This is a genomic window from Streptomyces sp. NBC_00370 (genome assembly GCF_036084755.1).
In the GTDB taxonomy this organism is placed as follows: domain Bacteria; phylum Actinomycetota; class Actinomycetes; order Streptomycetales; family Streptomycetaceae; genus Streptomyces.
On the sequence record NZ_CP107968.1, the window covers coordinates 3,087,466 to 3,100,269 of the forward strand.

General features: G+C 70.3%; 14 protein-coding genes. 9 read left to right on the forward strand and 5 right to left on the reverse strand.

The genetic code is table 11. From position 1 onward, the window contains the following. Positions 1 to 25: 25 nt before the first annotated feature. Together OHS57_RS13605 and OHS57_RS13610 are read left to right on the forward strand one after the other, a co-directional pair. Complete coding sequence (locus tag OHS57_RS13605) at positions 26 to 463, forward strand: ankyrin repeat domain-containing protein (protein WP_328582080.1); 438 nt, start codon at positions 26 to 28, stop codon at positions 461 to 463. Positions 464 to 513: 50 nt separating this feature from the next. Then, on the forward strand, positions 514 to 1,326 hold the full coding sequence (locus tag OHS57_RS13610; RefSeq protein WP_328582081.1) for an alpha/beta hydrolase: 813 nt from the start codon (positions 514 to 516) through the stop codon (positions 1,324 to 1,326). Here the strand turns inward: OHS57_RS13610 and OHS57_RS13615 are convergent. Further along, positions 1,323 to 2,816 carry a helix-turn-helix domain-containing protein gene (locus OHS57_RS13615; RefSeq protein ID WP_241778592.1) on the reverse strand — a complete coding sequence of 498 codons (1,494 nt, stop codon included), beginning with the start codon at positions 2,814 to 2,816 and terminating at the stop codon, positions 1,323 to 1,325. The two genes, OHS57_RS13610 and OHS57_RS13615, sit on opposite strands and share 4 nt — an antisense overlap. Positions 2,817 to 3,005: 189 nt before the next feature. Between OHS57_RS13615 and OHS57_RS13620 the strand changes: the two genes are divergently transcribed. From OHS57_RS13620 to OHS57_RS13650, 7 genes are all read left to right on the forward strand, one after another. Next, a complete protein-coding gene (locus OHS57_RS13620; RefSeq protein WP_328582082.1) occupies positions 3,006 to 3,362 on the forward strand; it encodes a hypothetical protein in 357 nt (118 codons plus the stop codon). Next, the gene (locus OHS57_RS13625; RefSeq protein WP_241778591.1) at positions 3,355 to 3,759 is read left to right on the forward strand and encodes an ATP-binding protein; all 405 of its coding nucleotides are present in this window, start codon (positions 3,355 to 3,357) and stop codon (positions 3,757 to 3,759) included. Before OHS57_RS13620 ends, OHS57_RS13625 begins: the two co-directional genes overlap by 8 nt. A 114-nt stretch (positions 3,760 to 3,873) precedes the next feature. Beyond that, entirely contained in the window at positions 3,874 to 4,437 is a 564-nt protein-coding gene (locus OHS57_RS13630) for an ester cyclase (RefSeq protein WP_328582083.1), read from the forward strand. A 90-nt stretch (positions 4,438 to 4,527) separates the two neighbouring features. Continuing rightward, entirely contained in the window at positions 4,528 to 6,033 is a 1,506-nt protein-coding gene (locus OHS57_RS13635; protein ID WP_328582084.1) for an FAD-binding oxidoreductase, read from the forward strand. A 169-nt stretch (positions 6,034 to 6,202) separates the two neighbouring features. Next, entirely contained in the window at positions 6,203 to 7,219 is a 1,017-nt protein-coding gene (locus OHS57_RS13640; RefSeq protein WP_328582085.1) for an ArsR/SmtB family transcription factor, read from the forward strand. 113 nt (positions 7,220 to 7,332) lie between these two features. Next, positions 7,333 to 8,289 (forward strand): hypothetical protein, encoded by a 957-nt coding sequence (locus OHS57_RS13645; protein ID WP_328582086.1) that lies wholly within the window; start codon positions 7,333 to 7,335, stop codon positions 8,287 to 8,289. Positions 8,290 to 8,351: 62 nt separating this feature from the next. Further along, on the forward strand, positions 8,352 to 8,771 hold the full coding sequence (locus OHS57_RS13650; protein ID WP_328582087.1) for a hypothetical protein: 420 nt from the start codon (positions 8,352 to 8,354) through the stop codon (positions 8,769 to 8,771). Between the two features lie 11 nt (positions 8,772 to 8,782). Here the strand turns inward: OHS57_RS13650 and OHS57_RS13655 are convergent, their stop codons facing one another. The 4 genes from OHS57_RS13655 to OHS57_RS13670 all read right to left on the reverse strand — a co-directional run bounded on the left by OHS57_RS13655 (position 8,783) and on the right by OHS57_RS13670 (position 12,731). Next, positions 8,783 to 9,814 (reverse strand): NAD-dependent epimerase/dehydratase family protein, encoded by a 1,032-nt coding sequence (locus tag OHS57_RS13655; protein ID WP_328582088.1) that lies wholly within the window; start codon positions 9,812 to 9,814, stop codon positions 8,783 to 8,785. 137 nt (positions 9,815 to 9,951) lie between these two features. Beyond that, a complete protein-coding gene (locus OHS57_RS13660; RefSeq protein WP_041989318.1) occupies positions 9,952 to 11,031 on the reverse strand; it encodes an LLM class flavin-dependent oxidoreductase in 1,080 nt (359 codons plus the stop codon). 135 nt (positions 11,032 to 11,166) lie between these two features. Beyond that, complete coding sequence (locus OHS57_RS13665; protein WP_041989315.1) at positions 11,167 to 11,889, reverse strand: maleate cis-trans isomerase family protein; 723 nt, start codon at positions 11,887 to 11,889, stop codon at positions 11,167 to 11,169. Continuing rightward, the gene (locus OHS57_RS13670; protein WP_041996217.1) at positions 11,886 to 12,731 is read right to left on the reverse strand and encodes a maleate cis-trans isomerase family protein; all 846 of its coding nucleotides are present in this window, start codon (positions 12,729 to 12,731) and stop codon (positions 11,886 to 11,888) included. The genes OHS57_RS13665 and OHS57_RS13670 overlap by 4 nt, the downstream gene beginning before the upstream one ends. Between the last annotated feature and the right edge of the window lie 73 nt (positions 12,732 to 12,804).

Below are 12,804 nucleotides of genomic sequence, written 5' to 3' on the forward strand. Positions count from 1 at the left end.
TGCCCGATCGTTAGCCTCGGCTCCCATGAACCAACGGCGGCGAAAGAAGCTCACCCGACGTCTCTTCGCAGCGATCCTGGAGGGCGACACCACCGCTGTGAAGACACTCCTCCGCGCCGGGATCGACCCGAACCGACCGGACAGCCAGGGCACCACCCCGCTGTACGAGGCGTCCGTGAACGGCAAACCCGAGATCGCCCACCTGCTCCTCCTGGCCGGCGCCACCCCGAACACCGAAAGCACCGGCCCGGGCGCGGAAGGCACCCCACTGTGCGCGGCCGCCTCCTGGGGCCACACAGAAACGGTCCGCACCCTGCTGACCCACGGCGCCGACCCGAACCTCCCCGAGGACCACGGCACAGGCTGGACCCCATTGAGGTGGGCAAACCACGACCCCCACCCCGAAACGGCGGATCTCCTGACCGCATGGGGAGCCACGCCCGCAACAGACGCTGGCGCGTGACGCTCCGGGCGTCCTGTCGGCCTTCCCTCACGCGCCGTACGCTGCTGCTCATGCCGACATCCAGCGTCACGGTTCGCACCCTCGACGGTCTGCACCTGGCAGGCACCCTGGTGATGCCCCGCGAGCATCCCGGCGGGGCCGTCGTGCTCGTGCACGGTGGCGGTGTCACACGCGAAGAGGGCGGCTTCTTCGGGCGCCTCGCCGACGGTCTGGCCGCCGCAGGCCTCGCCTCGGTGCGTTTCGACCTCCGCGCGCATGGTGAGAGCGAAGGCCGACAGGAGGAGTTGACCCTCGCGGCCGTCCTCAACGACATCCGCGTCATGCTGGCATTCGCCCGCGCCCGCGTCGACACTCCGAACGTGACGCTCCTCGGGGCAAGCTTCGGCGGCGGGATCTGCGCGTACTACGCCGCCCGGCGACCGGCCGAGGTCTCCCGCCTGGTGTTGTTCAATCCGCAGCTGGACTACAAGCAGCGCACCATCGACAGCCGCTCGTACTGGATGGACGACAACATCAGCGACGAGATGGCCGCAGAGCTGAACAAGCAGGGCGCGATCCAGTTCACGCCGACCCTCAAGCACGGTCGCCCGCTGCTCAACGAGGTGTTCTGGCTCAAGCCCCAGGAAGCCCTCGGCGACGTGCAGGCACCGACACTCATCGTGCACGGCGACGCCGACACGCTCGTACCCGTCGAGTCGTCCCGCGCGGCGGTCCCCCGTTTCAACGCGCCGTGCGAGCTCGTCGAAGTACCCGGTTCGCAACATGGCTTCGCCATGCACGACGATCCGCAGTACCTCGACCCCAAGAGCCGGGAGTATCAGGCATTCGTCATCCGCACCGTCACCGACTGGCTGACGGCCTAAGCCGCCCGCAACGACGCTCGGAACTCACGTACCGTCGGCCGGCTGTCCCACCGCGCCAGGGCTTGCAGCGTTTCGTTGAGTACGCGCACCGTGCGTTCCGACTTCATCGCACGAGCGACCGTGGCGGATACGGCACCCACGCGGGCCGCTTCGTCAGGTTCACCGCTCAGTGCCAAGGCGGATGCGCGCCGTGCGTTGAAGAAGCCACCGTCCCGCACCGAGAGCGTCCCGGCGCGCATGGCTTCGTTGAACACTTCGACAGCCATGCCTGGCTTGCCGGCCTCTGTGTAGCTCACAGCGTTGCGAAGCAGCAAAGTGTGCTCGGTGTAGTAAGCACCAAGACTTGATGGGTCGTCGGCTGCCTGCGAGAGCAGCGCCTCGGCCGCCGCGAGTCTGTCCTGGACAGCCGTCAAGGGCTCTCCCACCATGGCTGCCCCGAGTGCTTCTTGCTGCGTGGCCTCGGCCTGGACGCGCAGCGGCAGTTGCCAGCGAGCGTGCCGGGCGGCTTGGGCGAGGGTCAGGACCCGTACCGCGTCGCGGCTGTCGTATGCCATCTGCGACTTCTTCAGCAGTACGTACCCTTGCAGCGCGGGGTCGTCCGCTTCCTGCGCCCATTCCATCGCTCGGTCGTACCAGAACCCGGCGCTGGTCGGCTCATGCACGTCGCGATAGAGCCATCCGGCGAACTCGGCCCCGTCCGCACCGACCGACAGCAGTTCCCGCCGCACGGCAGGCTTCACATCGCGCGCGTGGTGGTCGATCACAGCGAGCAGGCCGAGTACCACCGGCAGCGTCCGGCGTGGGCCGCGTGCGCCGTCGTCCCGCTTGGCGGCGTCGAGTTGGCCACGGAAGTAATCGACGACCGGCTTGTCCAGGTGGCGCCGGGCATCCGCGAGCGCGGCGGTGACGCGCTGGAGTTCCTCCCGGCCGAGGCCCGACAGGGCTGCGGCGGCAATGCCGCCTTTCAGTACCGACCGGCGATTGAGTGGGCTCATGGCTTCGTGCTCCGTGCTGCTCGCGGTGTCGCTCGGCTGGTCAGCGAATGCCGCCGATGGGTCGGACAGGCTGCCGGACACGTTGACGCTCCGGGCTTGAGCATCGCCGGGCAGCTTGAACCACAGTAGGTCGGCAGGCACACCCAAGCCATGCGCCCATCTCATGAGCTTACGAAGGTCGTGCGGCGGACTGTCGGCGCTCTCCATGCGGCTCAGTTGCGCTTGCGTCAGCCCCAGCCATCCGGCAAGAACCTCTTGCGACACCGCTCGGCCATGCCAAGGGTGTGTGCGGTAGGCGTAGAAGACACGGCCGATGTGCCAGGCCTCCAGCGCCTCACGTAACCGTTCGTCCTGCCAGAAATCCGCAGGCACATCGGGCGCTTGGCTGACATCCGCGCTCGTCTGCCGCCGCCCGCACGCGCCGCACAGCGTGCCTCGGTTGTCGCGGGCCAGTCGTGTGCCGCACGGGCAGATCCGAATCTGTTGCTGTGCCATTTCGTACCCCAAGGCGGCGCGGAGCGATGTGCGATGTGCGATGCCAAGCCTACGGACGGTAAGCAGCTGATGTCCGGCTGTCCATGCAGCTCACGCATAACTTCGCATGCGGCGCCGCCATGACGATCCGCTCGCTGCGCCGCCCATGCTGCGTGTGTCCTCAGCCCCTCGAAGCACAGGAGCAACGGCATGGAGACAGCAACGCCCCGGCCCCGCTTGTACGGCTACTTCCGCGTCCTCGACACCATGGACGAGGCGACCGTGCGGAGAGCCCGCCAGACGCTTGCGGACTTCGCCGGGCAGGGCGGGTTCGAACTGGCGGACATCTTCGAGGAGGACGGCCCCGGCCATCGCTTGCAGGTGTGGCACGACATGGTGGAAACCTGCCGGTCGGAAGCGGCGCCCGCGGTCGTGTCCGTGAGCATGGACAGCTTCCACCCCGAACCCGAGCTGGCGGCGTTCATGCGCGACGAGCTGGCCGCGAGGATCAAGGGCAGCGTGTTCGTCGCCACCACGACGCGCGGCGAGGCAGACCATGATGGCTGAGCCCCATGTCAGCACGCTCGTACTCGACGCCAAAGCCGAGGCGGCGCCGTGGGCCAGGCGGCATGTGCGTGACGTCCTTCGTGCTTGGCAGGTGGCCGACGAGAAGATCGACACGACCGAACTGGCCGTCTGCGAACTGGTGTCCAACGCCGTACAGCACGTTCCTCCGGAGACGCCGGCTGGATCCCTCACACTGACCCTGCGCCATGACGAATCCCAGCTCATCGCCGAAGTGGCCGACCCCAGCGATCGTCCGCCCATCGCCAACGCCCGCCCCTCCGAGGACGCGGAGAGCGGCCGAGGGCTGCTGATCGTGGGCGAGATCTCAAAGGAATGGGACTACTGCCTTCTGCCCACGGGCGGAAAGGTCGTCTGGTGCGTCATCTCCTTGACGTAAGGCTCGACTACGCGTCTGACCGCTTCGCGCTTGGTGCGGTGATTCAATGGGGCTCTCGTTGGCCTGAGTTGACGAGGTCACCCCCACTCATCGCACCTCACCGCAGGAGTTCCCATGGCCGACAGTGCCATCGGTAGCGCGCATTCCCTCTTCAAGGTCATCGAGACCGGCGACGCGGCGCTTGCCGCCGAGGTTGTCGGCGCTGACTTTCGTAATCGGGAGTCTTTCAACTCGCCCGTCGCCTGTGCGATCCCCGGTCCTGCCGGGGTGCTTGCCTCCGGGGCGTGGATGCGTTCGGCCTTCGACGGTCTGCGGTTCCCCGTTCTCGACACGGGTGTCGACGCCGAGCGCGGTCAGGTGTTCGTCCGGGTGCGGATGCAGGGGCGGCAGACCGGGCCGTTCGTGCTCTTTCGTGACGAGAAGCTGGACAAGATCGTCCCGCCGACCGGCCGTGAGATCGACTACGAGCAGATCCACGTACTGACGGTGCGCGACGGGAAGGTGGTCGGGCACGAGGCCGTGCGGGACGACATGACCATGCTCGGGCAGCTCGGCGTCTTCCCGCCGACGCCCGCCATGGCCGCGCGGCTCGCCGCCTGGAAGCTCACCGGGCGGGACCGGCGTGCGGCGGCCGAGGTCTCGGCGCTCTCGGCGCGCGCCGCTGAGACCGCGAAGTAGCTGGGCGGTGCGGCACTGACGGTCCGTCACTGGAGTTCGCCATCATGGTGACACTGCGTATCGTGCGCGGTCATCGTGAGAGGGGTTTCTGTGACCGGTCGACGTGACGTGCTGCGGCTGGGGGCCCGGGCCGCGGCCGTGGGGATCGTGGGTGGGGTTGCCGCCCGGGGTGCGGGGGCGGCCGTGGCGCGGTCCGCCGTGCCCGGCGCCGCCGCCTGGAGCGCGCTGCGCAAGCAGCTCAGTCCGGCGGCCGGACTCTACCGGCCCGGCCAGGACGAGTACGGCCTGCTCGCCGTCCCCGACAATCTGCGGTACGCCGACGTGTGGCCCGCCGGGATCGTGGCCTGTGCGACCGAGGGGGATGTGCGCAGCGCCGTGCGGTGGGCCGGGGAGCACGGGGTGCCGTTGGCGACGCGGGCCGGTGGGCACAATTACGCCGGGTACTCGACCACGCGCGGGCTGCTGATCCAGCTGCGGCGGATGCGGCAGGTGGCGGTGACCGGGGGCCGGACGCTGACGGTGGCCGGCGGGGCGACCAACTCGGACGTGTACGCGGCCAGGGCGGCCAACCTGTACTTTCCGGGCGGCCGTTGTCCGGGCGTCGGGGTCGCCGGGCTGACGCTCGGCGGCGGGCTCGGCTTCAACGACCGTAAGTGGGGCATGACATGCGACCGGCTGCTGTCGACCCGGGTGGTGCTGGCCGACGGCAGTGTCGTGCGGGCGAGCGAGCGGGAGAACGCCGATCTGTTCTGGGCCTGCCGGGGCGGCGCGGGCGGCAACTTCGGTATCAACACCGGCTTCACCTTCGACGCCGTCCCCGTCGGTGAGCTGCGGGCCACGGTCTTCGACCTGACCTTCGGGCTCGACGCCGGGGTCCGCGTCATGGCCGAGCTGCAGGATGCCCTGCGGGCCGACGTGGCGGGCGACTTCGACGTACGGGTCGGCTTCTCGCACCCGGGCAGCGGCGCGCCCGTACTCAATGTGCTCGGTCAACGGCTCGGCACGGAGGACGAGTTGCGCCGCGCTCTGGCCGGGGTGCTGGACCTGGAGATGGACCGGCTGGTCATCGAGGAGCGGCAGTTCTGGGCGGCCCAGGACTTTCTGATGGCGGCGCCCGAGGTGGGCGCGATGGCCTCGAAGTCGCTGGTCCCCGACCGGTGGCTGGAGCCGCACACGGTCGAGTCCGTCATCGGGTGGGTACGCGACTGGCGCCCCGGACCGTCCGGCGGCACCGGCTACATCACCCTCTTCGCCATGGGCGTACGGAGCGACGCGCCCGGCCCCGGCGAGACCGCGTTCCCGCACCGGGACGCGACGTTCGTCATCGACATCGGCGCGCACTGGAAGGCCGGTACGCCGGACGGCGAGGCGGCCGAGCTGGTGAACCAGACGCGGGCGGCGCACCACACCCTGAGCCGCCAACTGGGCACGGACGCGGCCTATGTGAACTTCCCCGACCCCGATCTGCGGCCGTGGCGGTCCGCGTACTACGGCGCGAACTACCGGCGGCTGACCGAGGTCAAGCGGCGTTACGACCCGACGGGTCTCTTCCGCTACGCCCAGGGCATCGAGGCGGCCCCGGCCGGCGTGCGCTGAGCGGCAGTCCCGTACCGCGGTCGGCACCTGCGGGGGTGGCCGATTGTTCCGATCCGTTTGTTCACCGTCCCTTCCAGGACACTGAACAAACTTTTCGCGCTACACATGTCGTGACGGTCGGCGCGAGCGCCGCAGTAATGACACGCAGCGCATTGGGGGGAACAAGGCTGTGTTACGTCTTCACTTCACCGCCGAGGATCTGGCACGCGTCCAGGTCGCCACGGAACTCGATCCGTTATGGGAGACGGTGCTCGGCCTGCAGCAGCTGCACTGTCCGGGGCGGGGCGCACCTGTCTTCCGCACCTGGCGCCGCCGCGCCCTCGACGTGGTCGCACAACGGCAACTGACCCGATCGGTGTGGCTGTTGGCAGCGCTGACCCCGAACAGGGGCTACACGCCCGACTTTCTGACCCCCGCCGCGGCGGCTGCGGGCTTCGACTGCGGCCTCGACGCGATACGGGCCACCCGCCCGGGGCGGCTGCGGCGTGAACTGCGCCAACTGGGCGGCGGGGTGACCGCGCGCCGCACCCCGCCCCGGCCCTGGCTGCGGGATCTCGCGGGCGGCGACCACGACCGGATGGCCGACCTGGCCGCCGCCGTCCGTACCGTCCACCACGCGGTGATCGCCCCGGACTGGACGGACGCCCAGACCCTGGCCGAGGGCGACCGCGCCCTGCGCGCACGGGCCCTGCGGGACGGCGGCGTGCACGGACTGCTCAGCTCCTTCGGCCCCGGCATGCGCTGGGAGCCGCCGGTGCTGCACGCGGACTATCCACTCGACCGCGACCTGCGGCTCGCCGGGCGGGGACTGCGGCTCGTCCCTTCGTACTTCTGCTGGCGTACGCCCGTGTCCCTGGCCGACCCGGAGTTACCACCGGTCCTGGTCTACCCCGTCGGGCACGACACCTCCGACAGCGTGACCGGGACCACCCCGCAGGCTCTGCACGCCATCCTCGGCCGTACCCGCGCCCGTACGCTCGCCGCCCTGCACGACACCGCCACCACCGGCGAACTCGCCCGCAGACTCCGTGTCTCCCCCGCGTCCGCCAGCCAGCATGTGCACGCGCTCGCCGCCGCCAACCTGGTCCACAGCCGGCGCATCGGCAATCACGTCCTGCACTCCCTCACCCCGCTGGGCGCCGCCCTGCTGCACGGCCGCATCCCCGCCGGCAAGGCGCTGACCTGAGCTTTTCAGGCCTCGCTGAAACGCCTCGTGCTCCGGTCGGCCGGACCGCACCCTGGTGGGGAGACGGCCGTACGGCACCGGCCCAACCAGGGAAACGTCACGGGGGAGCGGTCATGGCACTGTTGCGAAGTGCGGGCGGGGGACGCCGGCTTGTCGCTGTCGGCGCTGTCGTGGCCTGCGCGGCCCTGGCGGTGCCGGCGGTCGTCCACGCGGTCTCCGACCCACCGTCCCACTCCACCGCCTCTCACTCGTCCGCCGGCTCCGGGCGGCAACCGGCGCGCGAACCGACCTCGCGCGAGAAGAGTCTGCTGTTCACGGCGGACCAGATCCTGCTCCGCGACTGTATGGCGAGGCACGGATTCGTCTATCTGCCGGTGAAGGAGAACCCGGTCCCGGACGCCCGGGAATTCCCCTACGTCATCGACGACGTGGCCTGGGCCCGTGAGCACGGATACGGAAGCGACATCCAACGCGCGCTCGCCCGGGTGCGGGCGACCGATCCCAACCAGCTCTACTTCCGCGCTCTGCCGTCCGGACGCAGGGCCGCAGCACTCAAAGCGGCCAACGGCGAACGAATGGAGGGCGTGACGGCGAAGGCCCCGGACGGCATGGTCGCCCAGCGCAGCTCCGGGGGCTGCCAGTCGGATGCCGACCGGACCCTGTACGGAAACCTCCAGGAGTGGTTCCAGGCAGAGTTCACCGAGGACAGCCTGACCGGGATGCGACAGTCCGACGTCAACGGCGACCCCCGGTTCGCCGAGGCCGTGAAGCCCTGGGCCGCCTGTATGCGCAAGGCCGGCCACCCCTACCCGAGCCCGGCCCGGCTGCGGGCTCAACTGCCTCCGCCGGAGCACCCGTTGCCCCGGACGGAGGAGGTCAGGCTCGCCGTCGCCGAAGCCCGGTGCGCGATCACTTCGGGTCTGGCCAGGACGGCGGATGAGCTGGACCGGCAGTACGCCGACAAGCTCCGGCGGCAGCACCGTTCCGCCGTCGAGACCAGGCTCCGCCTCCAGCACGCCGCACTGCCCCGCGCCCGCGCCGTCACCTCGGCAGCCGGCACGGATTCGTAACCGCGAGAAAACCGCGCGACAGCTGCGGGACAACCGCAACGAGGACCCAACGAGGAGAAGACATGCGCAAGGTACACACCCTCCTGATCGGCACGGCGATCGCGGCACTGGCCGTGGGCGTCGCGCCCCTCACCGCACAGGCCTCCGAATCCGCTCCCCCGGCCCCGGCCGCCACCGGGTTCCTCCATGTCTACTACGACACCGGATACACCAACTGGTGCGACGACTGGTCCGGCGAGGCTCCGGACTGGGGCTCGTGCCGCAACCAGGTCAGCTCGCTCCACAACGACGGCTACCCCGGCGCCCTGGATGACGTATGGGTGTACTGGGGGCTGAACTACACGGGCGCCCGGAGAGGCGTCGCCAACGGTGTAGGTCTGTCGGATCTGCGTCTCTACGCGTTCGACGCGAACACGGGCTCCGGCTCGGGCCAGGCGCTCAACAACAACATCTCATCCCACAGGTGGGCCAACATTTTCTGAGGGACGCCCCCTCACCGCTGGTCACCGACCACCGCAGCCGCCCGGAGCAGCGCCTCTTCGCGCTCCGGGCTGATGCCCTTCGCCTCGCGGCCCGTACGGGACGGACCGAACGCCTCGTCCATGCCGCCCGGCCCGAACAGCCAACTCGCCGTGTCCCGTACGGACTCGGCGACCGGGCGGCAGCGCAGACCCGCCCCGATCGCCTTCGCCGAGCTGGGCCGCCAGACGGCCGTGAATTCGCCCTCGCGCGGTGCCCACAAGGGCAGTTCGGTCCACACCGCGATCTCGTGCTCGGTCAGGATCTCGTCGGGCACCCACACCAGTTCGGCCTTGCGGCCGGTCTCGGCGAGGCAGAGGTCGAGGAACTCGCCCCACGTCGTGTTCGCGGGCGTACCGCTGACCAGGTACGTCCCCGAGTCCTCGGCCTCGATCCGGTCGAGGCCGAAGATCGCGATGTCCCGTGCGTCGATCAGCTGCATCTCGTTGTCCGGCGCGCCGGGCGCGGCCACCCGGCCGCCCTGTGCGGTGCGCGACAGCCACCAGGTGAGCCGCTGCGCGCGGTCATGCGGGCCCATGATCAGGCCGGGTTCGAGGATCAACGAGCGGCCGGGGAAGCCCTGTTCGACGGCCAGTTGGCAGCCGACCTTGAGCTTGCCGTAGTCGCCGTCGTCGGGTCCCGCCTGCGGATCGCCCCCGTGCTGGGGCGAGTTCTCGTCCACCGGCTCGGAGGGCCAGCCGGGGCGCGCGTTGATGGAGGAGACGAACAGGTAGGTGGCGGCGGCGGAGGCGAGCGCGGCGACCGAGGCTCCGACGACCTTGGGGACATAGCCGCAGACGTCCACGACCGCGTCCCACGGGCCGGCTTCGGCCAGCCGCGCCAGGTCCTCTTCACTCTCCCGGTCGCCGCGTACGCTCCGCGCGCCCGCCGGGTCGGACTGCGTCTTCCCCCGGTTGAAAGTGGTCACGTCCCAACCACGTCGCAGTCCCTCCTCGACGAACGCCCGTCCGAGGAATACCGATCCGCCGATCACCAGAAGTCTCATGTGCCCGAGTGTGGGCGACGGCTGCCGCGAGCGGAACCGCAGTCTGCCGAGGGCAGATCGCGGTTCCGCCAGCATCGCAAGCACCGCCAGCACCGCCAGCACCGCCAGCACCGCCAGCAGCGGAAGCGGCCGACCCGTCAGGCCGTCGGCAGCCCGTACTCGTCCGCGATCAGCTCGTAGCTCCGCAGCCGCGCCTCGACCCCGTGCGCGTTGGCCGTGATCATCATCTCGTCCGCGCCCGTTCGCTTCTGCAGCCCGTCAAGGCCCGCCCTGACCTCGTCGGCCGTGCCGTGGATGAGGTTGCCGAGCCAGCTGTTGACGAACTCCTCCTCCATCGGGCTCCACGGGTGCGCCTCGGCCTCTTCGGGCGTCGGCACGAGCCCGGGGCGGCCGGTGCGCAGCCGGACCATCGACAGGGCGCCGGTCATCACCTGGCGGCGCGCCTCCTTCTCGGTCTCGGAGGCGAAGGCGCCGACGCCGATCATCGCGTACGGCGCGTCGAGGAAGACCGAAGGGCGGAAGGACTCGCGGTAGAGGTCCAGCGCGGGGATGGTGTTCTGCGCGGAGAAGTGGTGCGCGAAGGCGAAGGGCAGTCCGAGCATCCCGGACAGCTGGGCGCTGAACCCTGAGGAGCCGAGCAGCCAGATCGGCGGCCGTCCCGTCGGCCCCTGCACCGGTCCGGGCACGGCGTGGATACGGGAGTACGGGTGGCCGTCGGGGAAGTCGTCGTCCAGGAACCGGGTCAGCTCGGCGACCTGCTGCGGGAAGTCGTCGGCCCCCGCGTCGGGCCGGTCCGTGCGGCGCAGCGCCGCGGCCGTGGCGCCGTCGGTACCGGGGGCGCGGCCGAGGCCGAGATCGATACGGCCCGGCGCGAGCGCTTCGAGCGTGCCGAACTGCTCGGCGATCACCAGCGGCGCGTGGTTGGGCAGCATCACGCCGCCCGAGCCGAGCCGGATGCGCTCGGTGTGGGCGGCGAGATGGGCGAGGATCACCGCGGGGGACGAGGAGGCGATGCCGGGCATCGAGTGGTGCTCGGCGAGCCAGTGCCGGTGGTAGCCCCTGCGCTCGGCCAGCTGCGCGAGCGCGACGCTGTTGCGCAGGGCCTCCGTCGCTGTGGTGCCGCTGCCCACCGTGGCCAGGTCCAGTACGGACAGCGGTACGGGTGCGGTCCCCAGTGCCGTGCCGCGGATGTCCGTGCCACTGATCGCGTCGTCCACGGGTGAAGCCTTCCTGCGCGGGAATTACGGATAACTCCCGCGTAACAGGAGGGGTGCTCCGGTTATTCCCCGGCGAGGCGAGGTGAGGCGACGTGAGGCGAGGCGACAGGAGGACCGCCGGACCGCTGGGAGGGCCTACGACACCCGCTTCGCGAACAGCGTGCCCAGCTTGGGGGCCCAGGCCTGCCGCTCAGCGAGCCGCAGACCCTCCCAGACCGTGACCTGGTTCGCGGTGAGGACCGGCTTCCCGAGGATCTCCTCCAGCTCGGGCAGGTACGCCGCCGTGTGCAGCGCGGTGTCCGGCAGGAGCACGACCTCGGCGTCCGGGTGGTCGCCCGCCCTGGCCAGCTCCAGCACCTCGTCGCGGCCCCAGGTGCCGACCTCGGCCGCGGTGATGATGCCGCTGGCCCGGTCGGACACGACCTCGGCGCCCGACGCCTTCAGGAAGTCGGTGAAGTAGCCGGTGACGTCCTCGGGGTACGTGGCGGCGACGGCGACCCGTTCGGCGCCGAGCGCGGTGATCGCGTGGGCGAAGGCGAACGACGTGCTGGACGCGGGGAGTCCGGCCGCCAGGGCCAGCGTGCGCACCTGCTCGTGCGCGCCGTCCCAGCCGTACACGAAGCTTCCGCTCGTGCAGGCCCAGACCACCGAGTCGGCGCCTGCCAGCCGCAGCTCCTCGACGCCCTCGGCGAGCCGCTCGTCGGCCCCCATCCGGATCAGCGCGTCGACGCGGTGGGCGTCCTCGCCGATCTCCGTGTGGAACAGCGGCAGCCTGATGTCGCTGTCGAAGAGCATCTCGATGCGCGGATAGTCGTCCTCCGCGGAGTACCCGGGATAGAGGAGTCCGACGGTCGTCATGTCCAGCCTTCCTGTTCGTCCGGCGGCTGCTCCGGCGGCTGGATCTGCTTGGGCAGCACCGGTTCCTGTACCTGGAGCACGGGCTCCGACAGCACCGGCCGCGCCGGAGGCGGGTCGAGCAGCAGTCGCTGGTACGGACCGACGGCGTGTGCGCCGAGCTTGCGCAGTGCGGACCACATGGTGACCTGGTTGGCCGACAGCACGGGTATGCGCAGTTCGGCCTCCAGCTGCGGTATCACGTCGTACGTCGCAAGGTTGGTGCAGCTGATGAAGAGCGCGTCGGCCGCCCCTACGACGGCCTGCCGCGCCATATCCATGACCGAGCGGTACGGGACCTTCCAGATGTCCCGGGTCAGCCCCAGAAAAGCGCGACCAGTGACGGCTACCCCCACCTCTGCCAGGTACTCCTCAAGCGAGCGGGTGACCGACTCCGTATAGGGCGTGACCAGCGCGATCCGGGTGGCGCCCAGCTCGGCCAGCGCCTCGACGAGGGCGCCGGAGGTGGTGACCGACGGGACGTCGCCCGCCCGGGTCATCGCCTCGCACATGGCGCGCTCGCCGGCCGGGCCGCCGACGAAGCTGCCCGAAGCGCAGGCGTAGGCGATGACTTCGGGTTCGGAGGCGCCGAGCGCCCGTACCGCCTCGTCGAGGGTTTCGTGCTCGCTGACCAGCCTGGCGAGGTCCAGGGACACCTCGACGGGCACGTACGGGGTTCTGGTCAGCCGCAGCGAGATGTTGTCGGGTACCCAGCGCCACAGTTCGCGGTCGAGGGCGAAGTCGAAAGGAGCGACCACACCCACACCACGCTGCGGCTGCGGCCCGCCAAGAAAGGAGACATTCAACACTGGCCCCCTTACGGACCGGTCGCGGAGCAGCCGGTCATCGGGTCTTGTTGACGAAGGTAGGAGCACGGTG

Coding starts and splice junctions, on each gene's coding strand:
- OHS57_RS13615 (WP_241778592.1), bottom strand. CDS start 2,816: ATGGCACAGCAACAGATTCGGATCTGCCCGTGCGGCACACGACTGGCC.
- OHS57_RS13630 (WP_328582083.1), top strand. CDS start 3,874: ATGGCCGACAGTGCCATCGGTAGCGCGCATTCCCTCTTCAAGGTCATC.
- OHS57_RS13610 (WP_328582081.1), top strand. CDS start 514: ATGCCGACATCCAGCGTCACGGTTCGCACCCTCGACGGTCTGCACCTG.
- OHS57_RS13620 (WP_328582082.1), top strand. CDS start 3,006: ATGGAGACAGCAACGCCCCGGCCCCGCTTGTACGGCTACTTCCGCGTC.
- OHS57_RS13645 (WP_328582086.1), top strand. CDS start 7,333: ATGGCACTGTTGCGAAGTGCGGGCGGGGGACGCCGGCTTGTCGCTGTC.
- OHS57_RS13650 (WP_328582087.1), top strand. CDS start 8,352: ATGCGCAAGGTACACACCCTCCTGATCGGCACGGCGATCGCGGCACTG.
- OHS57_RS13665 (WP_041989315.1), bottom strand. CDS start 11,889: ATGACGACCGTCGGACTCCTCTATCCCGGGTACTCCGCGGAGGACGAC.
- OHS57_RS13605 (WP_328582080.1), top strand. CDS start 26: ATGAACCAACGGCGGCGAAAGAAGCTCACCCGACGTCTCTTCGCAGCG.
- OHS57_RS13625 (WP_241778591.1), top strand. CDS start 3,355: ATGGCTGAGCCCCATGTCAGCACGCTCGTACTCGACGCCAAAGCCGAG.
- OHS57_RS13655 (WP_328582088.1), bottom strand. CDS start 9,814: ATGAGACTTCTGGTGATCGGCGGATCGGTATTCCTCGGACGGGCGTTC.